At 67.6% G+C, this 25,389-nt stretch carries 26 protein-coding genes and 1 riboswitch; of the genes, 14 read left to right on the top strand and 12 right to left on the bottom strand.

From position 1 onward, the window contains the following. Position 1 precedes the first annotated feature (1 nt). The 8 genes from FVQ98_RS09490 to FVQ98_RS09455 all read left to right on the top strand — a co-directional run bounded on the left by FVQ98_RS09490 (position 2) and on the right by FVQ98_RS09455 (position 7,561). On the top strand, positions 2-616 hold the full coding sequence (locus FVQ98_RS09490; protein WP_147913190.1) for a LysE family transporter: 615 nt from the start codon (positions 2-4) through the stop codon (positions 614-616). After that, positions 616-1,395 (top strand): ParA family protein, encoded by a 780-nt coding sequence (locus tag FVQ98_RS09485; protein WP_147913189.1) that lies wholly within the window; start codon positions 616-618, stop codon positions 1,393-1,395. Before FVQ98_RS09490 ends, FVQ98_RS09485 begins: the two co-directional genes overlap by 1 nt. Positions 1,396-1,484: 89 nt before the next feature. After that, a complete protein-coding gene (locus FVQ98_RS09480) occupies positions 1,485-2,027 on the top strand; it encodes an RBBP9/YdeN family alpha/beta hydrolase (RefSeq protein WP_147913188.1) in 543 nt (180 codons plus the stop codon). Next, positions 2,024-2,527: a rod shape-determining protein gene (locus FVQ98_RS09475; protein WP_147913187.1), complete on the top strand. Its 504-nt coding sequence runs from the start codon at positions 2,024-2,026 to the stop codon at positions 2,525-2,527. The genes FVQ98_RS09480 and FVQ98_RS09475 overlap by 4 nt, the downstream gene beginning before the upstream one ends. Then, entirely contained in the window at positions 2,524-2,757 is a 234-nt protein-coding gene (locus FVQ98_RS09470; protein ID WP_147913186.1) for a hypothetical protein, read from the top strand. Before FVQ98_RS09475 ends, FVQ98_RS09470 begins: the two co-directional genes overlap by 4 nt. A gap of 13 nt (positions 2,758-2,770) precedes the next feature. Then, the gene (locus FVQ98_RS09465) at positions 2,771-3,763 is read left to right on the top strand and encodes a ParB/RepB/Spo0J family partition protein (RefSeq protein WP_147913185.1); all 993 of its coding nucleotides are present in this window, start codon (positions 2,771-2,773) and stop codon (positions 3,761-3,763) included. Between the two features lie 96 nt (positions 3,764-3,859). Beyond that, complete coding sequence (locus FVQ98_RS09460) at positions 3,860-4,618, top strand: class I SAM-dependent methyltransferase (protein WP_255507716.1); 759 nt, start codon at positions 3,860-3,862, stop codon at positions 4,616-4,618. Between the two features lie 411 nt (positions 4,619-5,029). Then, positions 5,030-7,561, top strand: a complete 2,532-nt coding sequence (locus tag FVQ98_RS09455; protein ID WP_147913184.1) for a peptidoglycan-binding domain-containing protein — start codon at positions 5,030-5,032, stop codon at positions 7,559-7,561. Positions 7,562-7,851: 290 nt separating this feature from the next. On the opposite strand, the gene FVQ98_RS09450 is transcribed toward FVQ98_RS09455, so the two are convergent. The 7 genes from FVQ98_RS09450 to FVQ98_RS09420 form a co-directional block, all read right to left on the bottom strand. Next, positions 7,852-8,799 carry a DMT family transporter gene (locus FVQ98_RS09450; protein ID WP_147913183.1) on the bottom strand — a complete coding sequence of 316 codons (948 nt, stop codon included), beginning with the start codon at positions 8,797-8,799 and terminating at the stop codon, positions 7,852-7,854. 11 nt (positions 8,800-8,810) lie between these two features. After that, complete coding sequence (locus FVQ98_RS09445) at positions 8,811-9,332, bottom strand: methylated-DNA--[protein]-cysteine S-methyltransferase (RefSeq protein ID WP_147913182.1); 522 nt, start codon at positions 9,330-9,332, stop codon at positions 8,811-8,813. Further along, a complete protein-coding gene (locus FVQ98_RS09440) occupies positions 9,329-10,858 on the bottom strand; it encodes a DNA-3-methyladenine glycosylase 2 family protein (RefSeq protein ID WP_147913181.1) in 1,530 nt (509 codons plus the stop codon). The genes FVQ98_RS09445 and FVQ98_RS09440 overlap by 4 nt, the downstream gene beginning before the upstream one ends. Before the next feature lie 303 nt (positions 10,859-11,161). After that, a complete protein-coding gene (locus tag FVQ98_RS09435; protein WP_147913180.1) occupies positions 11,162-11,836 on the bottom strand; it encodes a 7-cyano-7-deazaguanine/7-aminomethyl-7-deazaguanine transporter in 675 nt (224 codons plus the stop codon). 134 nt (positions 11,837-11,970) lie between these two features. Next, the gene (locus FVQ98_RS09430; protein ID WP_147913179.1) at positions 11,971-12,396 is read right to left on the bottom strand and encodes a DUF1801 domain-containing protein; all 426 of its coding nucleotides are present in this window, start codon (positions 12,394-12,396) and stop codon (positions 11,971-11,973) included. Positions 12,397-12,423: 27 nt separating this feature from the next. Further along, positions 12,424-13,626, bottom strand: coding sequence for a hypothetical protein (locus FVQ98_RS09425; protein ID WP_147913178.1), 1,203 nt, complete (start codon positions 13,624-13,626; stop codon positions 12,424-12,426). A gap of 156 nt (positions 13,627-13,782) precedes the next feature. After that, positions 13,783-15,210: an FAD-binding oxidoreductase gene (locus tag FVQ98_RS09420; RefSeq protein WP_147913177.1), complete on the bottom strand. Its 1,428-nt coding sequence runs from the start codon at positions 15,208-15,210 to the stop codon at positions 13,783-13,785. Positions 15,211-15,498: 288 nt separating this feature from the next. Between FVQ98_RS09420 and aroE the strand changes: the two genes are divergently transcribed. The 5 genes from aroE to FVQ98_RS19640 all read left to right on the top strand — a co-directional run bounded on the left by aroE (position 15,499) and on the right by FVQ98_RS19640 (position 18,043). Then, positions 15,499-16,338, top strand: a complete 840-nt coding sequence (aroE, locus tag FVQ98_RS09415; protein WP_147913176.1) for a shikimate dehydrogenase — start codon at positions 15,499-15,501, stop codon at positions 16,336-16,338. Between the two features lie 102 nt (positions 16,339-16,440). Then, positions 16,441-16,713 carry a hypothetical protein gene (locus FVQ98_RS09410; RefSeq protein ID WP_147913175.1) on the top strand — a complete coding sequence of 91 codons (273 nt, stop codon included), beginning with the start codon at positions 16,441-16,443 and terminating at the stop codon, positions 16,711-16,713. Between the two features lie 90 nt (positions 16,714-16,803). Next, on the top strand, positions 16,804-17,247 hold the full coding sequence (gene aroQ, locus FVQ98_RS09405) for a type II 3-dehydroquinate dehydratase (RefSeq protein WP_147913174.1): 444 nt from the start codon (positions 16,804-16,806) through the stop codon (positions 17,245-17,247). Between the two features lie 15 nt (positions 17,248-17,262). Further along, a complete protein-coding gene (locus FVQ98_RS09400; protein WP_147913173.1) occupies positions 17,263-17,850 on the top strand; it encodes a cob(I)yrinic acid a,c-diamide adenosyltransferase in 588 nt (195 codons plus the stop codon). A gap of 43 nt (positions 17,851-17,893) precedes the next feature. Then, the gene (locus FVQ98_RS19640) at positions 17,894-18,043 is read left to right on the top strand and encodes a hypothetical protein (protein WP_187265685.1); all 150 of its coding nucleotides are present in this window, start codon (positions 17,894-17,896) and stop codon (positions 18,041-18,043) included. A gap of 463 nt (positions 18,044-18,506) precedes the next feature. Here the strand turns inward: FVQ98_RS19640 and metH are convergent, their stop codons facing one another. The 5 genes from metH to FVQ98_RS20090 form a co-directional block, all read right to left on the bottom strand. Beyond that, positions 18,507-21,257, bottom strand: coding sequence for a methionine synthase (gene metH, locus FVQ98_RS09395; protein ID WP_255507715.1), 2,751 nt, complete (start codon positions 21,255-21,257; stop codon positions 18,507-18,509). A gap of 23 nt (positions 21,258-21,280) precedes the next feature. Then, a riboswitch (S-adenosyl-L-homocysteine riboswitch) is annotated at positions 21,281-21,362 on the bottom strand. Positions 21,363-21,445: 83 nt separating this feature from the next. Next, complete coding sequence (locus FVQ98_RS09390) at positions 21,446-22,387, bottom strand: metal ABC transporter solute-binding protein, Zn/Mn family (protein WP_147913172.1); 942 nt, start codon at positions 22,385-22,387, stop codon at positions 21,446-21,448. Between the two features lie 66 nt (positions 22,388-22,453). Next, positions 22,454-23,350, bottom strand: a complete 897-nt coding sequence (locus tag FVQ98_RS09385) for a metal ABC transporter permease (RefSeq protein WP_147913171.1) — start codon at positions 23,348-23,350, stop codon at positions 22,454-22,456. Continuing rightward, positions 23,347-24,192: a zinc ABC transporter ATP-binding protein AztA gene (gene aztA, locus FVQ98_RS09380; protein ID WP_147913170.1), complete on the bottom strand. Its 846-nt coding sequence runs from the start codon at positions 24,190-24,192 to the stop codon at positions 23,347-23,349. Before aztA ends, FVQ98_RS09385 begins: the two co-directional genes overlap by 4 nt. A gap of 2 nt (positions 24,193-24,194) precedes the next feature. Continuing rightward, positions 24,195-24,329 (bottom strand): hypothetical protein, encoded by a 135-nt coding sequence (locus tag FVQ98_RS20090; RefSeq protein ID WP_255507714.1) that lies wholly within the window; start codon positions 24,327-24,329, stop codon positions 24,195-24,197. Positions 24,330-24,447: 118 nt separating this feature from the next. Between FVQ98_RS20090 and FVQ98_RS09375 the strand changes: the two genes are divergently transcribed. Then, entirely contained in the window at positions 24,448-24,933 is a 486-nt protein-coding gene (locus tag FVQ98_RS09375) for a Fur family transcriptional regulator (protein WP_147913169.1), read from the top strand. Positions 24,934-25,389 lie beyond the last annotated feature (456 nt).

Genomic DNA, 25,389 nt, shown 5'->3' with positions numbered 1-25,389 from the left:
CATGTTCGGCATTCAGGACTATTGGGCCTTCGTGGTCGCCGTCGTCGTGTTTCTGGCCATCCCCGGGCCCGGCAATTTTGCGGTGATCACCTCGACCAGCAAAGGCGGTTTGCGCGGCGGTGCGGCCGCCACGCTGGGCATCATCCTCGGCGATCAGGCGCTGTATTGGCTGGCCGTGGCTGGGGTGGCGGCACTGCTCAAGGCCAACCCATCCGTGTTCGCAGCGGTGCAGTACGCCGGGGCCGCCTACCTGGCGTGGCTGGGTTTTCAGATGCTGCGCACGCGCCCCGGCAGCGCCCCGCCGATCACCATCCACCCACGCCAGTACCTGCGCCAGGCACTGCTGATCACGCTGCTCAACCCCAAGGCCATCGTGTTCTACATGGCTTTTGTGCCGCTGTTCATCGACCCGGCGCGTCAGCCGGGGCTGACCACGTTCGCCGTGCTGGCGGCCACGATTGCGGCGCTAACCCTGGCTTACTGCATGTCTGTGGCGCTGATCACGCACTTTGCGGCGGCGCGGCTGCGCTCGAACCCGCGCACCGCGGTTTGGTTGAATAGAATGGCCGGGTCCATCCTGCTTGCGTTCGGCCTGAAGCTGGCGATCCAAAAGTAATGAAGATTTTCTGCATCGCCAACCAGAAGGGGGGCGTCGGCAAGACCACCACCACCGTCAACCTGGCCGCCGGTCTGGCCAAGATCGGCCAGCGCGTGTTGCTGGTCGACCTGGACCCGCAGGGCAACGCCACCATGGGCTCGGGCGTCGACAAGCGGGCGCTGGAAAATTCGGTGTACGACGTGCTGCTGGAATCGGCCACCGTGGCCGAGGCCGTCGTGGTGCCCGACCGCCTGAAGGAAGCCGGCGCCGCCTACGCCGTGCTGGGTGCCAACCGCGAGCTGGCCGGCGCCGAGGTCGAACTGGTCAGCGAAGAGCGGCGTGAGCGCCGCCTCAAGGGCGCCTTGGCTGCCGTCGCGGACGACTACGATTTTGTCCTGATCGACTGCCCGCCCTCGCTCAGCATGCTCACGCTCAATGGCCTGTGCGCCGCGCAGGGCGTGATCGTGCCGATGCAGTGCGAGTACTTCGCGCTGGAAGGCCTGGCCGACCTGACCAACACCATCAAGCAGGTGCACGCCAACCTCAACCGTGACCTACGCCTGATCGGCCTGCTGCGCGTCATGTTCGACCCGCGGATCACGCTGCAGCAGCAGGTCAGCGATCAGCTCAAGTCGCACTACGGCGACAAGGTGTTTGACGCCGTCATCCCGCGCAACGTGCGCCTGGCCGAAGCGCCCAGCTACGGCCTGCCTGGCGTGCTGTTCGACCCATCCGCCAAGGGCAGTCAGGCCTTCGTGGCCTTCGCGCACGAGCTGGTCGAGCGCGGTCTGCGCTGACCGCGCGTGGCATGGCTTTTTTTCAAGCCAAATCGGCCTCCAGCCCTAGGTGGGTCTGCGCAAGCAGCTACTAAAATCATAGTATCCACGTGACCTCTCCAACCGTCCTCATCCTGCCCGGCTGGCAGGGCAGCGGCCCCGACCACTGGCAAAGCCGCTGGGAGCGCCGCCCCGGCCACCAGCGCGTTGACCAGCACGACTGGATGCGCCCGCTGCGCGGCGACTGGACGGCGCGGCTGGAAGACGTGGTCAGCGCCCACCCCGGCCCGGTGCTGCTGGCCGCGCACAGCCTGGGCTGCATCCTGACCGCCTGGTGGGCCGCCCACACGCGCCACGCCGATCGCATTGCCGGCGCCTTGCTGGTCGCCCCGCCCGACATCGAGCGCGACGACAATCGCCAGCAAATCCCCGGCTGGGCACCGCCCGCGCGCCAGCGCCTGCCGTTCCCGGCCGTGCTGGTGGCCAGCAGCGACGACCCGTTCGGCAGCCTGGATTCCGCCACGCGCCTGGCCAGCGACTGGGGCGCCGACCTGCTCAACCTCGGCCCCAAAGGCCACATCAACGCCGATTCCGGTCTGGGCGACTGGGACGAGGGCCACGACCTGCTGCTATCGCTGGCGGGCCGGGCATGAAGCTGCCGGGCTGGCTCCAACGCTGGCTGCCCGTGTGGCGGCTGGACCTGTCGCCCACGCAGATCCGCCTGCGCGATTTGCGCACGCAGGCCGAATGGTCGGCCTTGCCCGAGATCGCCATCGGCGCTACCGCGGGCGGGCACAACCAGGTTCTGGCAGTCGGTGCCGATGCGCGTGCCAAGCTTGCGGCGCACCTGGCCAAGGGCGCGGGCGCCACGGGCGAGGTGGTCAACCCCTTCGCCCACCCGCGCTCGCTGTTCAACGACTTTCAGCTGACCGAGCAGCTGATCAAGTTCGCCCTGCACCAGTTTCAGGGTCGTTCGCTGTTCACCGCCGCGCCCTCGGTCGTCGTCAGCCTGCCGCCCGACCCGGACGGCGGTTACACCCAGGTCGAAAAGCGCGCGTGCAGTGAATTGGTCAAGGCCGCCGGCGCGCGCGAGGTGCGCCTGTGCATCGTGTCGGCCACAGATCAACAAATGCTGGCGTCGATGGCCGCATGAGCGCCCCCACGCCGCCGCCCGAGCGTCCGTCACCGGGCGACATCACCCGCTTCGAGGCGATCGCCAACGTCGTGTCCGTCATCATGGCGGTGGCTGTCGGCGGTTCGGCCGCCGTGGTGGCCGCGCTGGGCCAGTTGGCGTTGGCCGGCGTGCTGGCGTTGGTTGCGCTGGGGATTGTTTTGCGCCTGTGGCGCCGCCGCCGTCGCCTGCGGGCGCGGCGCACACCTTGAGGAGTTGTTCACCATGGTCACCAAGAAACCCAAAGGCCTGGGCCGCGGCCTGGACGCGCTGCTGGCCCCCTCCGCGCTGGACCCGGCCGCGAGCGACGCGCCCGGCACGCCCGCCGGCACGCCGATGATGCTGCGCCTGAGCGAGATGCAGGCCGGCCAGTACCAGCCGCGCACGCACATGGACGAAGGCGCGCTGTACGAGCTGGCCGAAAGCATCAAGGCGCAGGGCATCATGCAGCCCATCCTGGTGCGCAAGCTTTCTGCATCCAATCGGGCTGCAACCCTAGAAGGATCTGCGCAAGCAGCTACGCAATCTGTAGCAGATTACGAGATCATCGCGGGCGAGCGGCGCTTCCGCGCGGCCAAGCTGGCGGGGCTGGACGAGGTGCCCGTGCTGGTGCGCGAGGTGCCGGACGAAGCCGCCGCCGCGATGGCGCTGATCGAGAACATCCAGCGCGAAGACCTCAACCCGCTGGAAGAAGCGCAAGGCATCAAGCGCCTCACCGACGACTTCGGCCTGACCCACGAACAGGCGGCCCAGGCCGTCGGCAAGAGCCGCAGCGCCGCCAGCAATCTGCTGCGCCTGCTGAATTTGACCGAGCCGGTGCAAACCATGCTGATGGCCGGCGACATCGACATGGGCCACGCCCGCGCGCTGCTGGCGCTGGACGGCGCGGCGCAGATCACTGCCGCCAACCAGGTCAGTGCGCGCAAGATGTCGGTGCGCGAGGCCGAAGCCTTGGTCAAGAAGCTGGCGGCCGAATTCAACCTGACGGCGCCGCGCAAGCCCGCCCGCGCGCCCGACAAGGCGGGCGACGTGCGCCGCGTGGAAGAAGAGCTGTCCGACCTGCTGACTGCGCAGGTGGAAGTGCGCGTCAAGAAGCAGGTGCGCCAGGGCGGCCAGCTGCAGCCCACGGGCGAGGTGGCGATCCATTTCGCGTCGCTGGACGAGCTGAACGGCCTGATCGAGCGCCTGCGCCGCAGCGGCGGGGGCGACGCGGCCTGAACGCGCGCGGCGGAAGCCGCGCGGTCGTTACATTTCGACCGGCACCCCGGGCCGGAAGCGTTTAAGCTGCACGACCTTCGCACTCCGAACCTTTTCATGCGTCTGCAAAGCAACCGTGTCGTCCGCGCCCCTGGCGTGCGTGCCCTGGCCCGTCTGGCCCGGCGTGACGGCACGGGCGCGGCGGGCACGGCGCTGGCCGCGCGCGCTGCACGGGTCGGCGTTGACCGCATGCGTCGCGCAGTCGATCTGGCCGTCGCGCGTTCGCCGCAATCGCTGTTCCTGCGCGAGTTGGTGGCCCAGCCCGGCACCGTCGGCGCCATTTGCGCCAGCTCGCCCCGCCTGGCCGCGCGCATGGCGGCGCTGGTCGACGCGCAACAGCCCGGCCTGGTGGTTGAACTGGGCGGCGGCACCGGCGTGATCACCGCCGCGCTGCTGGCGCACGGCATCGCGCCGGCGCGCCTGGTCGTCGTGGAACAGTCGGCTGCGCTGGCCGACCACCTGCGCCGCCGCTTTCCCGGCGTCTGCGTGCTGCAGGGCGACGCCGCCGACATCGGCCACTGGCACGCCAGCGGCCACATGCCGGCCGGCGCCGACGGCTTGCCGCTGCCGGTCGACACCATCGTCTCCGGCCTGCCGCTGCTCTCCATCCCGCAGCCGGCGCGCCAGCGCATTCTGCGCGCGGGTGCGCATGTGCTGGCCCCGCACGGGCGGCTGCTGCAGTTCACCTACGCGCTGCGCGGCGCTTCGCCCTGGCAGACGGCCGGCCTGCACCGCCAGCACAGCGAACGCGTGCTGGCCAACCTGCCGCCGGCGCGCATCGACCAGCTGGGGCACCCGGGCGCGGTTGCGCGCTGAACGGGGATAGCGGTTGGCGTGTGATGTCGCTGTTGCTTGCCAACGCAGCTGTTCGCTCCTGAATGGATAGCTGCTTGCGCAGGTGGATGTAGGCCTGGAGGCTGAATTGTTTAGCAATTCTGTTTCAAGACTTGGCGCTGCGCGATCAGATGGGCGCGATCAGCCGCCGCAATGCGTGCGGGTCTGCGTTGCCCAGTCGCCAGCGCACTGCGCCAACCGCGCCCGCCGAGTACCGGTCACCACAGCGGCACCCGCAATTCATGCAGTTTGTTGCGTTTGACGCGCAAGTGATTGCCAACTCAGACACATTTTGTCGCCCTGCGGTTACTATTTGACGCTGAATGGCTGCGCCCGTGGCGGGCGTCGCTTCACAGTGCACAAGACGAGTCAAGTCGCGCGAGGGAAGTCCACATGAAGTCTCCACGAACCACCTCCAAAGCCGCCATGTGGGCGGCATTGCGCCGGGGCGGCGTGCTGGGCGGCAGCGCCCTGGCGCTGGCCACCGCCGCGCAGGCAGGCATGGTGACCGACCAGCACGGCAACGTGGGCTACGACAGCGCGGCCGAATGCGACGCCGCCGTCCAGGCCGGCAATGCGCGCTATTACCGCCCCGTCACCAACCGCCCGCCGGCGCGCCAGAAGGGCGAAGCCGCGGTGCGGACCATCCGCCTGAGCGAGCTGGCCACGGCCACGGCACAGGCCGCCGGTTTGCGTTACAGCGCGGCCGACTACACGCGCGGGGCGTGCGACCTGGGCATCCGCCACGTCAAGGGCCGCCCGGACATCACGCCCGAATTGGTTGGCAAATGGGTGCCCTTCAGCCCCGACATGCCGCTCAACCTGTACAGCGACGCCCAAGGCCAGCCGGTGCGGGTGACCATGGCGCAGTGCGACAACGGTTTTTCCGGCAACCTGCCGCGCCCGGTGCCGCCGGTGCCCGCGCCCGTCGTGGCGCAGCAGGTGCCGCCGCGCATCGAATCGCTGCCCAACCAGTGTTTTGCCCAGATCCTGACGCCTGCGCGTTTTGAAACGCGCAGCGAACGGGTGCTGATCGCCCCCGCCACCAAGCGCGAAGAGGTCATCCCCGCCACCTACAAGACGGTGACCGAGCAGGTGCTGGTCCAGCCCGAAACGCGCCAGCAGGTGGCCGAGCCGGCCCAGCTGCGCACCGTGACCGAAAACGTGGTCGTGCGCCCCGCCGGCGTGCGCGACGAGCCGGTGGCGCCCACCTTCAAGACCACGACCGAGCAGGTCGAAACCCGCGCAGCGACCACGCGGTACGAGGTGACGCCGCCGGTCTACAAACACGCGTTTGAACGCGTAGTGGACGTGCCCGAGCACACCATCCAGCGCGTGATCCCCGCTAAATTCAAGGAAGTGGAAGAGCGCGTGCTGGTCAACGCCGCCACCACGCGCACTGAAACCGTGCCGACGCGCTACCGCAGCGAGGTCGAACGCATCCTGGTGCGCCCCGAAGTGCTGCAGTACGTGCCGGTGGTCCTGCCGACCAAGCAGGTGCCCGAGCAGCGCCTGCGCAGCGCCGCCACCACCAAGGTGATTCCGGTGCCGGCCGCCGTGGAAACGGCCGTGGTGCCGGTGGAAGTGCGTCCGGCCAGCGTGCGCCGCGAAGCGATTCCCGCCGCGTACGACGTCGTGACCGAGCAGGTCAAGGTCAGCGAACCTTACCGCGAATGGCGCCGCGGCCGGGCCTGGGTGGGCCAGGCGCATGAGGTGGTGCCAATGCGCGGCTTCGTGGTCGACCCCACGGGCCAGTTCAAGGGCTACCCGGTGGCCGGCCGCACGCTGGTGCCGGCCGCCACGGGCGGCGTGTCGCGCGGCGTGGTCGACGCGGGCATGACCCCCGCCGACAACGCGGACCTGGAAGACGATGTCTGGTGCCTGGTCGAAGTGCCGGCGCAGTACCAGACGGTGACGCGCCAGGTCTTGCGCGCGCCCGCTACCTTCACCGACGTGGCCGTGCCCGCCGAATACAAGAACGTGACGCGCCAGGCCATCGTGCGCGAAGCTACGGTGCGCACCGAACACGTGCCCGCCGTCTACCAGAGCGTGTACCGCACCGAGATCGACTACGACCGCGCCCGTGCGCTGGGCTACCAGTTCGACCCGAGCGGCGAGCTGGTTGCCACCGCCAACGGCCAGCGCGTGACCCGCGTGGCCAGCGTGCGCCAAGGCGCCGGTGTGCAGATCGACCGGGCCCTGGCGCCCGACAGCTGGGTGCGCGAAGTGCGCATCCCGGCCGAGTACCGCAACGTGACGCGCTACGTGCCGGTTGAAGCCGCGACCGTGCGCGTGACGGAGGTGCCCGAGGCCTACCGCACGATCAAGCGCCGCGTCGAAGTGGAGCCCGCCCGCACCGAAGCCGTGGTGGTGCCCGCCACCTACAAGAGCGTGCCCAAGCAGGTGCTGGTGCGCGCCGAAAGCACGCGCGAAGTGAACGTGCCGGCCGAAACCGCCGCCGTCACCCGCTACGAAGTGGACCAGCCCGCCAGCCTGCGCCAGGTCGCCGTGCCGGCGCTGGTGCAGCCAATGGACCGTATCGAAGTGGCCAAGGCCGCCAGCGTGCGCGACGAAGTCGTGCCCGCCGTCTACCGTACCGAAAGCCGCCAGGTCATCGACCAGCCGGCCAGCACCCGCACCGTCGACGTGCCCGCCGTGTACGAGACGATCAGCTGGCTGGTCAAGGTGGGCGAGGCGCACGAAGACAAGCGCGAAGTCATGTGCGAGACCAACACCGCGCCGCAGAAGATTCAGGAAGTGCAGCGCGCGCTGCAGTCGGCCGGCTTCAGCCCCGGCCCGGTCAACGGTGTGCTGGCCCCGGAAACGCTCGCCGCCGTCGGCCGCTACCAGCGGGCGCGCGGCTTGCCGGTGCACGGCTATTTGGACGTGGAGACCGTGCGCGCCTTGGGTGTGGCGCCGAACTGATCGCATCAGATACTTCTATTTTCATAGCTGGCCGCGCAAGTCCTTGTAGGGCTTGCGCGGTTTTTTCGTTGCCTATCTATGGCGTTGCCATGACTTTTGGCATCGGTCATTTGGTGGATAGGCAAGCGCTGGTTTTGCCCCTATCCTTTGGCTGACGACGCGGTGGTCGTGGCAGCGCACGGCGCCCGGTTCTGCGCTCTGGAGTGACGGCTGGAGGCGGACCGGGCGCAGGATGCGTTGGCGGTCACGGTCAGGGGCGGACGAACGGCTGATCCGTCTGTGCGGTCCCGTTACCCGTTCGCCTTGCTCCTGGCGACCCGTTCATCTTCACGCCGCCGCCGCGCACCCACCAAGCCCGTCGCCAGCGCCGTGCCCAGCACGATCACCGCGCCACATAGCAGCATGCGCGGCGTGATCGGTTCGCTGAGCAGCAGCGCGCCATAACCCACCGCAAACACCGGAGACAAGAAGGTGACGGCGATCGCCCGCGCCGGCCCCGCCCGCGCAATCAGCCGGAAGTACAGCACGTAGGCCAGCGCGGTGCACAGCACCGCCGCGCCGACCAGCGCGCCCCAGGCATGGGCGCTGAGCGGGTGCGACGGCCACAGCACGGCCGTGGGCACGGCCAGCAGCAGGGCTGCGGCAATCTGGCTGCTGGTGGCAATCGCCAGCGGGGGCACGCCGGGCAGCTTTTCGCGCGTGTAGCAGGCGGCCACGCCGTAGCTGAGCGACGCGCCCAGGCAGGCCAGCACGGCCCAGCCGGTGCCGCCGGGTTTGAATTCGGCCTGCCCACCGGCCAGCGCCACCACGCCCGCCATGCCCAGCGCCAGGCCGGCGATGCGCGTGGCCGTCAGCCGCTCACCCACCCACCAGCGCGCCACCATGGCGCCGAACAGGGGCGAGCTGGCATTCAAAATCGCCGCCAGCCCGGTGTTGATCGACTGCACCGCCCACGCGTACAGCGCGAACGGCAGCGCCGAATTCAGCAGGCCCACCACCAGCATGCCGCGCCAGTGCTGGCGCGACACGCCCCACAGCTTGCGCAGCCACATCAGCGGCAACAAGCTAAGCGCCGCCAGCGCCACGCGCGCCCCGGCCGTCGGGATGGCGCCCACCTCGGCACCGAGCACGCGCATGAACAAGAAGGACGCGCCCCACACCGCGGCCAACAGGACGAACTCGCCCAACCAGGGCGGCGTGGCCTCGGTGGCAGCAGCTGTGGCGGATGCGCCGGTCATGGCCATCGCGTTCAGAACAGTTTGGCCGTGGCAGCGGCCACGTCCGCGCCTTCCAGCGCCAGCAGGTGGCGCTTGCGGTCCAGCCCGCCGGCGTAGCCGGTCAGCGCGCCGCTGGCGCCCAGCACGCGGTGGCAGGGCACGATGACGCTGACCGGGTTGCGGCCCACGGCCGCGCCCACGGCGCGCATGGCGTCGGGCCGCTGCAGGTCGCGCGCGATGCGCCCATACGTCAGCGTTTGCCCGCGCGGGATGCGCAGCAGCGCCTGCCACACCGCTTGCTGAAACGGCGTGCCGCTGCCCAGGTCCAGCGGCACGTCAAACGTGTCGCGCGTGCCGGCAAAGTACGCCCCCAGCTGCGCCGCCGTGTCGCGCAGCAGCGGGTGGTCGTCTTGCACGGGCCAGGCCGACGCGTCGGGCAAATGGCGCTGGCCGTCGAACCAGGTGCCGACCAGGCCGGCCGGCGACGCGGCCAGGATCATCGGCCCCAGCGGGCTGGCCCAGCGCGTCTGCACGGTGGTGGTGGGGAATTTCATGGGGACGCTTTCTCGGGTGGGGTGAGCGCCGTGGTGCCCGCCGTCCAGGCGCGGATCATGGCGTAGGCGCGCCAGGGGCGCCAGGCTTGCGATGCGGCTTCGGCCGCGCGCGCGGGCTGGCGTTCGCCGCGCACGCCCAGCGCGTTGTGCAAGGCCACGTCGCCGGCCGGGAAGGCATCCGCCCAGCGCAGCGCGCGCAGGGCGATGTAGTGCGCCGTCCACGCGCCGATGCCCGGCAGCGCTTGCAGCGCGGCCAGGGTGCTGGGCACGTCGGCGCCGGGTTGCAGGTTCAGCTGGCCGGCCTCCACCGCCCGCGCCAGCGCGGTAATGGCGGCCTGCCGCTGGCGCACGATGCCCAAGGCCCCCAGCGCATCCCCGTCGGCCTGCGCCAGCGCGGCGGGCGTGGGGAAGGCGCGCGTCACCTCCGGCCACGGCGTGTCGACCGACGCGCCAAAGTGCGTCACCAGCCGCGTCGCAAAAGTGCGCGCCGCCGCCACGCTGACCTGCTGACCCAGCACGGCGCGCACCGCCAGTTCAAACCCGTCCAGCCCGCCCGGCACGCGCAGGCCGTCGCCGTCCGGGAAGTGCGCGTGCAGCACGGCGTTGATGGCGACCGGGTCTGCGTCCAGGTCCAGCCAGGCGCGCACGCGGTGGATCAGCGCTGGCAGCACGGCGCGCAGCGTGTCGCCCACCTGCAGGCTGACGCGGTGGCGCTCGGGCTCAAAGGCAAAGCTCAGCCAGCCGTGGCGCCACTGCCCGTCGGCGCCGCGCAGCGACAGGCTGCGGCCCACGCGCATCGCCGCCACGTCGACCCATTCCATGCCCGGCACCGCGCGCTGCGCCAGAAACCGCAGCATCGCCCCTTCGTCGTACGGCGGGCGGTAACCCAGGCGCGTGACGGGGCCGGTGGCGCTTGTCTGGCGGGTGCGGCGTTCGGCCCCGTCGCGCCGCAGCGCGCTGGGCGCCATGCCGTAGTGCTGCGCAAACGCCGCGTTGAAGCGGCGCAGGCTGGCAAAGCCGCTCATCAGGCCGACCTGCGTCACCGGCAAATCGGTGTCGGTCAGCAGCTGCTTGGCCGTCAGCAGGCGGCGCGTTTGCAAGTACTGCAGCGGCGTGACGCCAAAGCGCGCCTCAAAAATGCGGCGCAGGTGCCGGTCGCTCACGCCCAGGCGGTCGGCCAGCGTCTGCACGCTGACGGCGCCGGTAAATGCCTCGGGGTTGTCCAGCAGGCGAGCGGCCTGTTGCGCCAGCGTGGCGCTGGCGTCCTGGATCGACCAGGCCTGCGCCTGCGGCGCCAGCTCGGGCCGACAGCGCAGGCAGGGGCGAAAGCCGGCCGCCTCGGCCTGCGCGGCGAAGTCAAAAAAGCGGCAGTTCTGCCGCAGCGGTGTGCGCACGCGGCACACCGGGCGGCAGTACACGCCGGTCGACGTCACCCCGGTGAAAAAGCGCCCGTCAAAACGCGCGTCGTGCGTCTGCAGCGCGCGGTAGCAGGCGTCGGCTTGGGCGGCGGAAAGCGGCTGGTCCATGGCGCCATGGTAGTGGCGCGGCGGGCAGATACTCGCCGTTTTCGGACATGCCCTTTTGGGCAGATCAGGCGCCTGCGGGGGCGTTTGCAGGTGTAGTGCGGGACGCTGTGGGCGGCTGCTTGGCGCGGCCAACGCTTGCGCGGCAGCGCTGTGTTTAGAAGACGGGTTTCTTGGTCAAATCGGCCTCTGGCCCAAGAGCAGATTGCGCAGCAAGCTTCTGCTTTGATAGCAAATTCACTTGCCCCGCGCCGCGCCCGACCGGGCGCCTGGCCCGTCTGCTGCTGAACCCCAGCGCACAGCCGCCTACGCCGCCGTCCCCACCTGCGGCGCGCGCCCGTCCTTCATCACCCGGACAATCGCCGCCAGCGCCACGCCGTACGCGGGCACGAACAGCAGCAGGCTCACCAGCAGCTTGATCACGTAGTCCACCCAGGCAATTTCGACCCAATGGGCAGCCATGAAGGCGTCGCTGCTGCGCCAGAACGCGATGCTGAAAAACGCCACCGTGTCCAGCGCCTGCCCCACCACCGACGCCGCCGCCGGCGCCAGCCACCACGCGCGGCTGGCCTGCCGCATGCGGTCGAACACTTGGATGTCCAGCAGCTGCCCCAGCGCGTACGCCGCAAAGCTGGCAAACGCGATGCGGAACACGAAGTTGTTGAAATCGCCCAGAGCGCCCCAGCCGTTGAAATACCCGTCGTGAAACAGCACGCCCACGACGTACGACGCCACCAGCGCCGGCACCATCGCCCACGCAATCACCCGCCGCGCAGGCGTCTTGCCCACCAGCCGCACCGTCAGATCGGTCGCCAAAAAGATGAACGGAAAGCTGAACGCCCCCCACGTGCTGTGAAAGCCCAGCAGCGTGATCGGCAGTTGCACCAGGTAGTTGCTGGCAATGACGATGGCGATATGGAACGCCACCAGCAGCGAGAGAAAGAGCGGTACGCGCGACGGCGCCGCCAAAGGGGACGACATGAGGGAGACCTTTTTGATGAATGGGGGTGAGGGAACCCATGGGGCGCGGGGTGCGCAGGAGGGGGATTGTAGGCGGGCAGCAGCCCGACAGGTCATGTAGGTCACTGGAAACGAGGCCTGACGGCCGCCGCGAATCACCGCCCCAGCGCGCGCTTTTTCCTTGAGTGGTAGGTCAGCGCAGCCTGGATGCAAAACGCCAAGGCATCGGTGGGCACTTTGTCCGACAGGTCGAAAACCAGTGCGCGGTTCCCCTCGAACTTGAAGTCACGCGGGAACAAGGTCCTGAAGGTATCCACCAACCCGGTCTGGCAATGGAAGTACATGGCGTAGCGCTCAGGCGACTTGGCCTTCCAATCGATGCGCACGGTGCTGCCGCTCTTGGTCTGCGCGGTGACGTACGCCGGCTCTCCCCACTTCAGTGTTTCCTGCAGCGGACCCACTTCTTTCAACTGCTCGGCTGCGGTGAAGATGAGCTCTCGCAAGGCCAGCAACTTCTTGCGTACTGCAGGCGGGTACGCGTCGAAGTGCGCAGCCACTGCTGGGTCGGTGAAGGGTCTCATGAATGAATCTGTGTTGGAGTTGCACAATCACCAATCCATGTTGGCCGCCCTGTCAAACTGATGATGCATATGTTTCACGAGGTCATTCATTGTCTGCTCAGAGGCCATGGCACGCGAATATGTGCCGTCCATCGTATGCGTAAGAATCGATGGCAAGTGACTGAAAATATATATTTTTGCTGGCGTTCTCGAGCCTGACCAAAGATGAGCTAAAAACCTCTCAAGCAATTCCATGGCGCTAGACTCTTCGAATGCGGGCTTCCCCGTAAGGCTGAACCGGTTTCGCTGTCCGCGTGTCAAAAGAACAGGTACTGCACCGGCGCCAGAGTGAAATCTAAAGGCCTCGCCCTGTTTCCCAAAATCTCCATGAGCTATAAAATTTCTGACTTGCGCACGTAAATCGAGAAGGGCGTCGTAGTGATTCTTGGTTTCGTGATCTGCTAAATCGAGTGCTGACTTGAATTTGCTTTTCCAATCTGCTGCGGCCAGAGCACCAACATCTGCCCCGGTTTTTATGCGATCCTGAATTATCGCGAGGTGGATAAAGGCGTGCTCGGTCCAACCAAAAAATGCCTCGATTGCGGCTTGGGCGTACCATTTCGCTTGTTCACGAAGTTGACGGGATTGATTGCTCCATGTGGTAAATGAGGTACCGTCTGATAGGTCAGTCTTTTGGACGTACCATTCGGCTTTGCATTGCTCCGCCTCGACTGTTAGATCCAGATACTTGTCTCGAAAAAAGCAGTAGCGAGCAAAAAGGTTTTCGTTTTTATTTACAACGTTGAGACTTGACGTTAACGCTGCCTGTTCAGCGCGCCATTCAAAGTACGGTGCTGCGATAGAGATGGCATTGTTAATCGCGGTGGCGATCTCGCTAGCATCCGACTCGTCTTCTGGAGAGGGCGTCACGCTCCTGCTAGCTGCGGGGTCATGGTTTGGAGCGAAGATTCCGACGCCAAATTTTCGATGCTCTATCGAGTAAAGACGGCCCCGGTAGCGTACGGGAATTATCCAGGCAACCTTTTCCCATTGACCGATATTTTCATAGCCAAGAAGGTCGACTAGTAAAAAATAGACAAGATAGTACTCAGGCAAGCTTTGGCCGCCATTTGTTCGTGAGGAGAGCATGAGCGCCTTGCTCTCATTGGAGCGGGGCTTTCCTGCGGGTTGAACATCAATCAAGGCAATTCGGGCCTTCTCCCGGATCGGCTCGAGTGTAGATGGCAGCATTATCCTAGCGGATGCGACAACAATAAATCTGATGCGTTGAAGCTGAAAAAGTTGCGCGTTTCACAAAACTGAAGGGGCGTGAAAAGTGATTTTCACGATGCCTTCTGCAATCCTTCTTCAACTCGTGCAAACGTTTATTTGATCGAATTGGGAGCCTCACCCCGCAAACACCTTCCCCGGATTCATGATGTTGTCCGGGTCCAGCGCCTGCTTGATGCTGCGCATCATCGCGATGGCCCCCGCGCCGGTCTCTTCGACCAGAAAGCCCATCTTGTGCAGGCCGACGCCGTGTTCGCCTGAGCAGGTGCCGCCCAGCTTCAGGGCGCGTTGGACGACCTGGTGGTTCAGGGCTTCGGCGCGGTCGCGTTCGGCGGCGTCGTCGGGGTCGATCAAATAGCCCATGTGGAAGTTGCCGTCGCCGACGTGGCCGACCAGAAAGTAGGGGATGCCGCTGGCGTCGGCTTCGGCCACGGTGTCCAGCAGGGCGTCGGACAGGCGCGAGATGGGCACGCACACGTCGGTGGTGATGCAGCGGCAGCCGGGGCGGCTTTGCACGGCGGCGAAGTAGGCGTTGTGCCGCGCGGTCCACAGGCGCGTGCGCTCTTCGGGCGTGTCGGCCCATTCGAAGTCGGCGCCGTGGTGTTCGCTTGCGATGTCCTGCACGGTTTCGGCCTGCTCTTTCACGCTGGCGGGCGAGCCGTGGAATTCCATCAGCAGCATGTGCGCTTCACGCAGGCTCAGTTTGCTGTGCTGGTTGACCAGGCGCACGCTGCCGGCGTCCAGCAGCTCGACGCGGGCGATGGGCACGCCCAGCTGGATGATCTGGATGACGGTGTTGACCGCGTCGGCAATGGTGGGGAAGCTGCAGATGGCGGCGGACACGGCCTCGGGCAGCGGGTAGAGCTTGACGGTCACTTCGGTGATCACGCCCAGCGTGCCTTCGCTGCCGACGAACAGGCGCGTCAGGTCATAGCCGGCGCTGCTTTTCTTGGCGCGGGTGCCGGTGCGGATGACTTCGCCCTTCGGGGTAACGACTTCCAGCGCCAGCACGTTTTCACGCATGGTGCCGTAGCGCACGGCGTTGGTGCCACTGGCGCGGGTGGCGCTCATGCCGCCGATGGACGCGTCGGCACCCGGGTCGATGGGGAAGAACAGGCCAGTGCTTTTGACTTCTTCGTTCAGCTGCTTGCGGGTGACGCCGGGCTGCACGGTGACGGTGAGGTCTTCGGCGTTGACGCTCAGCACCTTGTTCATGCGGCTGACGTCCAGGCTGATGCCGCCTTGCACCGCCAGCAGGTGCCCTTCCAGCGACGAGCCGACGCCGTAGGGGATCACCGGCGCCTTGTACTGCGCGCACAGTTGGATGGCGTCTTGCACGTCGGCCGTGCTTTCGGCAAACACCACGGCGGCGGGCGGCGGCACGGTGGTAAAGGCGGATTCGTCACGCCCGTGCTGCACGCGCACGACCATGGCTTCGGAAAACTGGGCGCCAAAGCGGGCTTTGAGCGCGTCGGTCAGCGCAGCCGGCACCTCGCGCGGCTTGATCTCAGGGGCGACGTGGGCGAGTTCGGTCGGGGCGTTCATGGCGCAGATCCTGTGGGCGTGGGAGATGGCCTCAGTTTACGGCGTTGGGCGCGGCGGCGCGCTGGGTGGGTGGCGTCAGCAAGGTGGGCAAGAATGCTTCAAAAACAGGAGCTGGTTGCGCAGGTGGTTGTAGGGCTGAAGGCCAATTCCTCTTGAAATCAGTGCGTGGCGTGCTGGCCCGGTTCGCGCGAGGCCCCCAGAGCGAGCGCGTCCGCGGGCGCGCCTGCGGTGCCCTGCGCAGCGCCGTTCTACACTGCGCCAGCTTTCCCGCCAGAACCCCAACCGCCCATGCCCGACCGTTACGCCGTCATCGGCCACCCCATCGCCCACAGCAAATCGCCCCTGATCCACGGCCTGTTCGCCCAGGCGACGGGGCAGGACATGACCTATGGGCTGATCGATGGCGGTGCCGACGAAGGCGGCTTTGCGCGCGCGCTGGCCGACTTTCGCGCCAGCGGCGGGCGCGGGCTGAACGTGACGCTGCCCTTCAAGGTGCAGGCGTTGGCCGCGGCGGACGAGGCCAGCGAAGACGCGCGCCTGGCCGGTGCCGCCAACGCGCTGCGTTTTGACGGCGGCCGCATCGAAGCGCGCAACTTCGACGGCATCGGCCTGGTGCGCGACATCACACACAACCTGGGCGCGGCGCTGGCCGGGCGGCGCGTGCTGGTACTGGGCGCGGGCGGCGCCACCCGCGGCGCACTGCGCCCGCTGGCGCTGGCCGGCGCGGCCGAGATCCTGGTCGCCAACCGCACGGCCGACAAGGCGCGTGCGCTGGCCGAGGAACTGGCGCCGCACGCCGGGGCCTGCGTTCTGCGCGGCGGCGGCTTTGACGCGCTGCCCGGCGCCGCGCCGTTTGACGTGGTGATCAACGCCACCTCCGCCAGCCTCAGCGGCGACGCCCCGCCCGTGCCCGCCAGCGCCTTCGCGCCCGGCGCGCTGGCCTACGACATGGTCTACGGCAAGGGCCTGACGCCTTTCCTGCGCGCTGCCCAGGCCGCCGGTGTGACGCGCGTGGCCGATGGCGTGGGCATGCTGGTCGAACAGGCCGCCGAGGCCTTTGCGTGGTGGCGCGGCGTGCGGCCGGACACGCGCGAGGCGCTGGCGCGGCTGACGGTGCCGCTGGAATAGTTTGAGCCAGTCGCGCCTAAGTCCTGCATGTCGCTAGAGACTTGCGTCGGGTAAAAGTAACACGATAGCATTCAGTTTCTTCCAAATCAATCGGAGAACAGAATGCGTATTACCGGGCTAACAATCTTGTCTTTGATGGTGGTGGGGTGCGCAACCAACTCAGGAATCGTTGACTTGGGTGGCGGGCAATACGTGTACGCGAAGGAAGACGCCATGGCGTACAACGGCAACGCGACCAAGGTTGAGATCCTCAAAGAAGCGTCGGCTTTTTGTGCGAAGCAGGGGAAGCAGATGGTGGTGCAAAGTTCCGAGGCGAAACCGTACACACCGTTCTCGTCCTTTGCAGGGGCGGAAGTTCAATTCAGATGTAAATAGCGCGCTGCCGCAAGCAGCTGACGTGGGCGCAATCGCATTTTTAGATGATGTAATTGGCCTGCCCGTTCGCTACGGGTCAACGGAATAGCCATGAACATCCTCGTCCTGCACGGTATCAACCTCAACATGTTCGGCCAGCGCGACCCGGCCCAGTACGGCACGGCCACGCTGGCGGACATCGACGCGGCCTTGCAAAGCCTGGCGGCCGAGCTGGGCGTGCGCGCCGAGTCCTTCCAGACCAACCACGAAGGCGCGATGTGCGAGCGCATCCACCAGGCGCACCGCGATGCGGTGGATGCGGTGGTCATCAACGCCGGCGCGTGGACGCACACCAGCGTGGCGATCCGCGACGCGCTGGCGATCCTGAAGTGCCCCATCGTCGAGGTGCACATGAGCAACATCCACGCGCGCGAGGCCTTCCGCCACCAGTCCTTCATCAGCGACATCGCGCGCGGGCAGATCTGCGGCTTTGGCGTGGATTCTTACCTTTTGGGGCTGCGGGCCGCCGTCAATACTGCGCGGTCAGCTACTTAAAACGGAGCAAACACCATGGGCAAACGCCTCACCCAAATCGCCACCCGCACCGGCGACGACGGCACCACCGGCCTGGGCGACAACACGCGCGTGTCCAAGGCCAGCGGGCGCCCCCACGCCATGGGCGACGTGGACGAATTGAACAGCCACATCGGCCTGCTGCTGTGCGAAGACCTGCCGGCCAGCGTGCGCGAGCTGCTGATCGACATCCAGCACCAGCTGTTCAACCTGGGCGGCGAGCTGTCGATCCCCAGCTTTGAGTTGCTGAAGGACGATGCGCTGGCGCAGCTGGACGCGGCGCTGGCCGAGTACAACGCCACGCTGCCCAAGCTGCAAGAGTTCATCCTGCCCGCCGGTACCCGCGCCGCCGCGCAGGCCCACGTGTGCCGCACCGTGGCGCGCCGGGCCGAGCGCGCCGTGGTCGCGCTGGGCGAGCAGGACGCGGCCGTGCGCCCCGCGCCGCGCCGTTACCTGAACCGGCTGAGCGACCTGATGTTCGTGCTGGCGCGCGTGCTCAACCGCCACCGGCCCGACGGCAGCGTGGGCGACGACGTGTACTGGCTGAGCGAGCGTCTGGCGCGCGCGCAGAACGAGCCGGACTGACCCTGCGGCCGCGAGGAAAAAAGAACAGAGGGAGGGGAGCGACATGACCGTCGAGACCATGAACATCGTGGGTGGCGCCGTCTGGCTGCCGACCAGGCTGGGCACCGCCGATTTCGACCCGCAGCGCGGCTTCACCCTGAGCCGCACCAACGAAAACCCGCGCGGCTACCCCTTGGCCCTGGGCTGGACGTGAATTTGGGCTGACCACCTGGCGAACAGCCTGGCGCGTGGCCGGTTAGCCTGATGGGTATGCGGCGGTACAGATTTTCCCGATGCGCGCATCGCGTGCTGGCGCTTGGGATGGGCGCCCTGTGCTTTGCGGCGGCGTTGGCGCAGACCGCGCCACATGGCGAAGCGCCTGGTGCGGCGGACCTGTCCGCGGCGTGTCGGCATGATGCCGCGCCCAGTTGTTTGCACCGCGTGGCCCTGCCGGGCGCCGCCGGCACGCTGGCGTACTACGCGTCGGCCAGCCCTGGCGGAGCAACGGCGGCGCCGACCGAGGCGCTGGATGCGCTGGTGGCCGCGCCCGCGCGTTGAGGCGCGTCGCAGGGCACGTTGACGGCTTGATTTGGATCGCCGGCGTTTTGGCGGATTTCAAGCCAAATCCGCCTGCAGCCCTAGTGCCACCAGCGCGACCAGCTATCTAAAACAGAGCGTTAAAGATTCGGTGCCAGCGCGCGGCGCAGCACGTTCAGGTCCATGCCGCGGCGCTCGGCCATGTCTTCCAGCTGGTCTTCACCAATCTGGCCGACGTTGAAGTACGTGGCGTCGGGGTGGCCGAGGTAAAAGCCGCTGACGCTGGAGGCGGGGAACATGGCCAGGCTTTCGGTCAGGTGCATGCCGATCTCTTCGGCGTTCAGCACCTGGAACAGCGCGGTCTTGGCCGTGTGGTCGGGGCAGGCGGGGTAGCCCGGCGCGGGGCGGATGCCTTGGTACTGCTCTTTGATCAACTGCTCGTTGGTCAGCGCCTCGTCGGCCGCGTAGCCCCACAGGTCGGTGCGCACGCGCTGGTGCAGGCATTCGGCAAAGGCTTCGGCCAGGCGGTCGGCCAGGGCCTTGAACATGATGCCGCTGTAGTCGTCCAGCGCGGCTTCAAACTGCTTGTCCTTCTTGTCGGCGCCGATGCCGGCGGTGACGGCGAACAGGCCGGCGTAGTCGGCCACGCCGCTGTCCTTGGGCGCGACGAAGTCGGCCAGACAGCGGCTCGGCCGCATCACGTCCTGGGCGTCGGTCTGCTTTTCGGTCTGCTGGCGCATGCCGTACCAGGTCATCAGCACCTGGCTGCGCGTGTCGTCGGTGTAGAACTCGATGTCGTCGCCCACGCGGTTGGCGGGGAACAGGCCGACCACGCCGTTGGCCTGCAGCCAGCGGCCTTCGATGATCTGCTTGAGCATGTGCTGGGCATCGGCGAACACGCGCGTGGCCTCTGCGCCCACCACCTCGTCCTGCAGGATGGCGGGGTACGGGCCCGCCAGGTCCCAGGTCTGGAAGAACGGGCCCCAGTCGATGTAGCTGGCCAGCTCGCCCAGGTCGAAGTTGCGGAACACGCGCCGGCCCATGGCGCGCGGCGGCGCGGGCTTGAAGTGGTCGAAGTCGACCTGGGTCGCGTTGGCGCGCGCCTTGGCCAGCGGCCACAGCGGCGTCTTCTTGCGGTTGGCGTGCTGGGTGCGGACCTTGTCGTAGTCGGCCAGCACCTCGGCCACGTAGTTGTCCTTCTGCTCGCCCAGCAGGCTCTGCGCCACGCTCACGCTGCGCGAGGCGTCGGGCACGTAGACCACGGGGCCGTCGTAGTGGGGCGCGATCTTCACGGCCGTGTGCACGCGCGAGCAGGTGGCGCCACCGATCAAGAGCGGGATCTTCTTGATGCGGAAGTAGTCGTCCTTGTTCATCTCACCGGCGACGTACTGCATCTCTTCCAGGCTGGGCGTGATCAGGCCCGACAGGCCGACGATGTCCGCGCCTTCGACCTTGGCCTTGGCCAGGATCTCGTGGCAGGGCACCATCACACCCATGTTCACCACTTCAAAGTTGTTGCACTGCAGGACCACGGTGACGATGTTCTTGCCGATGTCGTGCACGTCGCCCTTCACCGTGGCGATGACGATCTTGCCCTTGCTCGACACGTCCAGCCCAGCGGCTTCCTGCGCCTTCTTCTCTTCTTCGATGTAGGGGATGAGGTGGGCCACGGCCTGCTTCATCACACGGGCCGACTTCACCACCTGCGGCAGGAACATCTTGCCGGCGCCAAACAGGTCGCCCACGATATTCATGCCGTCCATCAGCGGCCCTTCGATCACGTGCAGCGGGCGGCCACCGCCTTGCACCACGATCTGCTGGTACGCCTCTTCCGTGTCCTCGGTGATGAAGTCGGTGATTCCGTGCACCAGCGCGTGGCTCAGGCGTTCGTTCACGCTCCGGGGCGCGTCCGGGGTGCCGCGCCATTCGAGCTTCTTGCTGTCGTCCTTGGCCGCGCCCTTGGCGCTTTCGGCGATCTCCAGCAGGCGCTCGGCCGCGTCGGTGCGACGGTTGAGCACCACGTCTTCCACGCGCTCGCGCAGCTCGGGCTCGAGGTCGTCGTACACGCCGACCATGCCGGCGTTGACGATGCCCATGTCCATGCCCGCCCGGATGGCGTGGTAGAGGAACACTGTGTGGATCGCCTCGCGCACCGGGTCGTTGCCGCGGAAGCTGAACGACACGTTGGACACGCCGCCCGACACCTTGGCCCCCGGCAGGTTCTGCTTGATCCAGCGCGTGGCTTCGATGAACTCGACCGCGTAGTTGGCGTGCTCTTCGATGCCGGTCGCCACGGCGAAGATGTTGGGGTCGAAGATGATGTCTTCGGGCGGGAAGCCCACCTCGTCGACCAGCACGCGGTAGGCGCGTTCGCAGATTTCGATCTTGCGCGCGTACGTATCCGCCTGGCCTTGCTCGTCGAAGGCCATCACCACGGCCGCCGCGCCATAGCGCTTGACCAGCTTGGCGTGGTGCTTGAAGGGCTCGACGCCCTCCTTCATGCTGATCGAGTTGACGATGCCCTTGCCCTGCAGGCAGCGCAGGCCGGCTTCGATCACGCTCCATTTGGAGCTGTCGACCATCACCGGCACGCGCGCGATGTCGGGCTCGCTGGCCATCAGGTTCAGAAAGCGCACCATCGCCGCTTCCGAATCCAGCATGGCCTCGTCCATGTTGACGTCGACCACCTGTGCGCCGTTCTCGACCTGCTGGCGCGCCACGGCCAGGGCGTCTTCAAACTGGCCGTTCAGGATCATCCGCGCGAAGGCCTTCGAGCCGGTGACGTTGGTGCGCTCGCCCACGTTGACGAACAGCGTGTCGGCGTCGATCTGCACAGGCTCCAGGCCGGACAGGCGCATGGGCGGTGGGGGCGTGGAGGGGGGGGTGTTCATGGGCTCACCTGTGGGATGTGGTCATCAGGTGAGCGTCGTTGCACGGAAAGTCTGGACGCCAAGCCTGACGGGCGCCAATGGCCCGCTGCAACGCTCCTTGGCGCGGAACCCGTAATTTTAGTCCGCTCAAGCCTTTCCGTCCGGCGCGCAGGGCGAAGACCGGACGCGCTGCTCGCTCGTGCCGGCGGTCAGCGCGCCGTGCGCACCGCGCCCACCAGGCGCCGCGTGTTCTCGCGCATCATCGCGACGTAGGTGGTGGCGTCGCCGCCAGCCGGGGTCAGCGCGTCGGAGTACAGCGTGCCGGACGGGCGCAGGCCGGTTTCGCGCGCCAGCTGTTCGATCAGGCGCGGGTCGCTCACGTTTTCGACGAACAGGGCGCGAATGCCCTCGCTGCGGATCTGGCGCACCAGCTGGGCCACAACTTTCGCGGACGGCTCGCTGTCGGTGCTGAGGCCGCGCGCCGCGAAGAAGCGCACGCCGTAGGCGCGCCCGTAGTAGGCGTAGGCGGCGTGCGAGGTGATGACCTTGCGCTGCGCCGCGGGCACGGGCGCCCAGGCGGCGCGGATGTCGGCGTCCAGCTGGCTCAGCTCGGCCGTGTAGCGCTCGGCGCGCGTGCGGTAGCCGGCGCAGCCAGCGGCGTCGGCCGCGCACAGGCCGGTGACGATGTTCTGCACGTAGATCTTGGCGTTGGCCACGTCTTGCCAGGCGTGCGGGTCGGTCGGGCCGTGGTCATGGTCGTGATCGCCATGCCCGTGGTCGTGGTCATGGTTGGCGCTGGGCGCGGCGTCGAGGGTGCGCACGCCGCGTGCGGCTTCCACCTGCGGGCCCTTGTAGCCGGCGCTTTGCAGCAGGCGCGCCATCCAGCCTTCGTAGCCCAGGCCGTTGGTGACCAGCAGCTGCGCCTGGCCGACCTGGCGGGCGTGCGAGGGCGACGGCTGGAACACGTGCGCGTCCTCACCGGGGCCGACCAGGGCCTGCACGGCCACGCGGTCACCGCCGACCTGGCGGACCATGTCGGCCAGGATGCTGAAGCTGGCGACCACGCGCAGCGGCTCGGCAGCTTGGGCGGGCAGCGCCAACGCGCCGGCCAAAGCGCTGGTGATGGCGATCAGAAATGCTCGTTTTTTCATAGCTGTTAGCGCAGATGGTTGTACGGCCAGAGGCCAATTCTGTTTAAAAATCGGGCGTACCGAGCTTCAGCGTTGCAGATGCCGCCGCGCGGCGCGCGAACCGCCGCGCCACAGGCCCTGGCGCCCCAGCACCAGCGAGCCCAGGTAGGTCGCGCCCAGGCACAGCACGATGGCCGGGCTGGTCGGCCATTCGACGTGGTAGGACAGCAGCAGCCCCACCACCGAGGCCGCCAGCGCCAGCAGCGTGGCCAGCACCATCATGGCCGGCACGCTGCGCACCCACAGCCGCGCCGACGCGGCCGGCAGCACCATGATGCCCACCGCCATCAGCGTGCCCAGCGCGTGAAAGCCGGCCACCAGGTTGATCACCAGCAGGCACAGAAAGCCGTAGTGCGCCAGCGCGCTGAAGCGGCTGACGCTGCGCAGAAACTGCGGGTCCAGGCATTCCAGCACCAGCGGGCGGTACAGCAGCGCCAGCGCCAGCAGCGTGACGATGGACGTGCCCACCAGCAGCGCCAGCGCGGCGTCGTCCAGCGCGAGCACGGTGCCGAACAGCACGTGCAGCAGGTCGACGCTGCTGCCGCGCGTGGACACGATCAGCACGCCCAGCGCGAGGGAAATCAAATAAAACGCCGCCAGGCTGGCGTCTTCCCGCAGCACGGTGGAGCGCGCCACCAAGCCTGAGCCGACGGCCACCAGCAGCCCGGCGACTACGCCGCCCAGCGTCATGGCGGGCAGCGACAGGCCGGCGATCAGGTAGCCGATGGCCGCGCCCGGCAGCACGGCGTGGGCCATGGCGTCGCCGGTCAGGCTCATGCGCCGCAGCAGCAGGAATACGCCGACCGGCGCGCAGCTGAGCGACAGCGCAATGCAGCCCACCAGCGCGCGCCGCATGAAGCCGAATTCGACCAGCGGACCGATCAGCAGGCCCCACAGGCCGGCGTCCAGCGCGGGCGCGCTCATGGCTGGCGCCCTTCGGGGCTCATCGCGTGCGCGTGAACGTGATCGTGCGAATGGGCGTGGCCATGGGCGTGGTCGTGGTGGCCGTGCGCCACGTCGCCAGCGGACGGCGCCACCTCACACACCGGCGCGTGTTCGTCAAATGCTTCGGGCATGACGTGCATGCGGCGCAGGTTCTCCGGCGTCAGCACCTCGTCGGTGTCGCCCCAGGCCACCAGCTCGCGTGCCAGCATCAGCGTGCGCGGAAAGGCCGTGCGCACCTGCTGCAGGTCGTGCAGCACCGCCAGCACGGTCTTGCCCTGGCGGTTCCACTGGTGCAGCAGCGCCAGCAGATCGGCCGTGGTGCGCTGATCGATGGCGGAAAAAGGCTCATCCAGCAGCAAGATGTCGGCATCTTGGAGCATCAGGCGCGCAAACAGCGCGCGTTGCAGCTGGCCGCCCGACAGCGTGTCGATCGGCTGGCGGGCGTAGCCGTCCAGGCCCACGGCGGCCAGCGCGTCACGCACGCGCTGGCGCTGGGCGCCCCTGAAGCCACCGAACGCACCGGTTTCCTGCCACAAGCCCATGGCGGCGAATTCGCCCACGCGGATCGGAAAGCCGCGCTCCAGCGAAGCTTGTTGCGGCAAATACGCCACGCGCCGGCCGGCCAGGCCGTCGATGCGCCCGCCAATCGGTTGCAGCAACCCGGCCAGCGCCTTGACCAGCGTGGACTTGCCCGCGCCGTTGGGGCCGACCACCGCCATCAGCGTGCCGGGCGCGATGGCGCAGCTGAGGTGGTGCACGGCGGGGTGCCCGTCGTAGCCGAGCGTCACATCGTGCAAATCGATAGCAGGGGCGTGGGTCATGCTCAGGCCCCGCCGCCCTGCAGCGCCCAGTGCCACAGCATCACCAGCAGCGCCGACAGCGCGAGGGCCACACCCACGCGCCAAAGCGCCGAGCGCAAGAGCAGCGGCGTGCGGGGCAGCGGATCAGGGGCAGCCATGGGCGTGGGGCGAGAAAGCAGATGAAGGGCGGGCCAATCGACTTGCATAGGCGCCCGCGGCCGGGCATCATAACGCAAGTGAGTTGCGATAATGATGTTGCGCCTCACCCATGACAGCATGACCACCGATACCCCTCCCGAGCTCTTGCCCGAACGGGCCTTGCGCCTGCGCATGGCGGGTTTGCGCCGCACCCGCGCATTGCAGGCAGTGCTGGCGCTGTTCGATGGTGCGCCGGGCTGGTCGCCAACGCACGCGCAGTTGGCAGAGCGGCTGCAAGCCTTGGGTGAACCGGTCAACGCCGTCACGCTGTACCGCCTGCTCGAGCGGTTGGTCGGCGCGGGTCTGCTGGCGCGCCGCACGTCGGGGGCTGAGCGCGTCTGGCGTTTTTGCATGCCAGCGCTGGCTGAGGCGCAGTCTCCCCACGGGCCGCTGTTCGAGTGCGACGCCTGCCAACGCCAGATTCCGCTGCCCGAGGATGACCCCGCGGCGCGCGCCGTGGCAGAGGCGTTGCGCCAGACGCTGGCGCGTCAGGGCCATCAGGCCGCGCGGGTTGATCTGGCCGTGCACGGGACTTGCGCTGACTGCCGCGAGGCTGATGCTTGAGCTCAGCGCTGAATCGTGTGGACTATCAAAATAAGAGCTGGTGTCGCACAACGGGTCAAGCGCGCGGAAGATTTGACCTGAGACTGTGACTCGCTTGAAGCTCGCGCGATGAACACCCGCCAACCGGCAGGTGCGCGACTGGGCGCGGACGGCTTAGTTGAGGGCCGTTTGAACGAAACCCCGGGTTAACGCCGCGGCGGTTTCTGGTGCGCACGAGCGATCTCGTCGCAGCTAGGGAAAAACCTGAACAAATCGCGCGAAAACTGTCGTCATTAAGACAATTTCACGTCAATGCGTCATCGTAACATTTGCTCACTTGTCGGCGGTACTAGGTAGGTTATTGCCGGCGGGGCCACGACGCCAGGCTGGAGTTCCCCGGTCTGGCGGCAACCAACGACCATGACCCAGAGGTGATCCGCGTGCCAGCCCGATATTCGACCATTCCGTTCCGTCAGG

The sequence above is a fragment of the Ottowia flava genome (assembly GCF_008017535.1).
Taxonomy (GTDB): Bacteria; Pseudomonadota; Gammaproteobacteria; order Burkholderiales; family Burkholderiaceae_C; genus Ottowia; species Ottowia flava.
Note: the sequence above shows the minus strand (reverse complement) of the source record. Positions and strands in the feature narration are given on the sequence as shown.

What these genes read in the sequence shown, in the direction of transcription:
- FVQ98_RS09490 (WP_147913190.1), top strand. Translation starts at nt 2, where the DNA reads ATGTTCGGCATTCAGGACTATTGGGCCTTCGTGGTCGCCGTCGTCGTG.
- FVQ98_RS09485 (WP_147913189.1), top strand. Translation starts at nt 616, where the DNA reads ATGAAGATTTTCTGCATCGCCAACCAGAAGGGGGGCGTCGGCAAGACC.
- FVQ98_RS09475 (WP_147913187.1), top strand. Translation starts at nt 2,024, where the DNA reads ATGAAGCTGCCGGGCTGGCTCCAACGCTGGCTGCCCGTGTGGCGGCTG.
- FVQ98_RS09470 (WP_147913186.1), top strand. Translation starts at nt 2,524, where the DNA reads ATGAGCGCCCCCACGCCGCCGCCCGAGCGTCCGTCACCGGGCGACATC.
- FVQ98_RS09465 (WP_147913185.1), top strand. Translation starts at nt 2,771, where the DNA reads ATGGTCACCAAGAAACCCAAAGGCCTGGGCCGCGGCCTGGACGCGCTG.
- FVQ98_RS09460 (WP_255507716.1), top strand. Translation starts at nt 3,860, where the DNA reads ATGCGTCTGCAAAGCAACCGTGTCGTCCGCGCCCCTGGCGTGCGTGCC.
- FVQ98_RS09455 (WP_147913184.1), top strand. Translation starts at nt 5,030, where the DNA reads ATGAAGTCTCCACGAACCACCTCCAAAGCCGCCATGTGGGCGGCATTG.
- FVQ98_RS09450 (WP_147913183.1), bottom strand. Translation starts at nt 8,799, where the DNA reads ATGACCGGCGCATCCGCCACAGCTGCTGCCACCGAGGCCACGCCGCCC.
- FVQ98_RS09445 (WP_147913182.1), bottom strand. Translation starts at nt 9,332, where the DNA reads ATGAAATTCCCCACCACCACCGTGCAGACGCGCTGGGCCAGCCCGCTG.
- FVQ98_RS09440 (WP_147913181.1), bottom strand. Translation starts at nt 10,858, where the DNA reads ATGGACCAGCCGCTTTCCGCCGCCCAAGCCGACGCCTGCTACCGCGCG.
- FVQ98_RS09435 (WP_147913180.1), bottom strand. Translation starts at nt 11,836, where the DNA reads ATGTCGTCCCCTTTGGCGGCGCCGTCGCGCGTACCGCTCTTTCTCTCG.
- FVQ98_RS09430 (WP_147913179.1), bottom strand. Translation starts at nt 12,396, where the DNA reads ATGAGACCCTTCACCGACCCAGCAGTGGCTGCGCACTTCGACGCGTAC.
- FVQ98_RS09425 (WP_147913178.1), bottom strand. Translation starts at nt 13,626, where the DNA reads ATGCTGCCATCTACACTCGAGCCGATCCGGGAGAAGGCCCGAATTGCC.
- FVQ98_RS09420 (WP_147913177.1), bottom strand. Translation starts at nt 15,210, where the DNA reads ATGAACGCCCCGACCGAACTCGCCCACGTCGCCCCTGAGATCAAGCCG.
- aroE (WP_147913176.1), top strand. Translation starts at nt 15,499, where the DNA reads ATGCCCGACCGTTACGCCGTCATCGGCCACCCCATCGCCCACAGCAAA.
- FVQ98_RS09410 (WP_147913175.1), top strand. Translation starts at nt 16,441, where the DNA reads ATGCGTATTACCGGGCTAACAATCTTGTCTTTGATGGTGGTGGGGTGC.
- aroQ (WP_147913174.1), top strand. Translation starts at nt 16,804, where the DNA reads ATGAACATCCTCGTCCTGCACGGTATCAACCTCAACATGTTCGGCCAG.
- FVQ98_RS09400 (WP_147913173.1), top strand. Translation starts at nt 17,263, where the DNA reads ATGGGCAAACGCCTCACCCAAATCGCCACCCGCACCGGCGACGACGGC.
- FVQ98_RS19640 (WP_187265685.1), top strand. Translation starts at nt 17,894, where the DNA reads ATGACCGTCGAGACCATGAACATCGTGGGTGGCGCCGTCTGGCTGCCG.
- metH (WP_255507715.1), bottom strand. Translation starts at nt 21,257, where the DNA reads ATGAACACCCCCCCCTCCACGCCCCCACCGCCCATGCGCCTGTCCGGC.
- FVQ98_RS09390 (WP_147913172.1), bottom strand. Translation starts at nt 22,387, where the DNA reads ATGAAAAAACGAGCATTTCTGATCGCCATCACCAGCGCTTTGGCCGGC.
- FVQ98_RS09385 (WP_147913171.1), bottom strand. Translation starts at nt 23,350, where the DNA reads ATGAGCGCGCCCGCGCTGGACGCCGGCCTGTGGGGCCTGCTGATCGGT.
- aztA (WP_147913170.1), bottom strand. Translation starts at nt 24,192, where the DNA reads ATGACCCACGCCCCTGCTATCGATTTGCACGATGTGACGCTCGGCTAC.
- FVQ98_RS20090 (WP_255507714.1), bottom strand. Translation starts at nt 24,329, where the DNA reads ATGGCTGCCCCTGATCCGCTGCCCCGCACGCCGCTGCTCTTGCGCTCG.
- FVQ98_RS09375 (WP_147913169.1), top strand. Translation starts at nt 24,448, where the DNA reads ATGACCACCGATACCCCTCCCGAGCTCTTGCCCGAACGGGCCTTGCGC.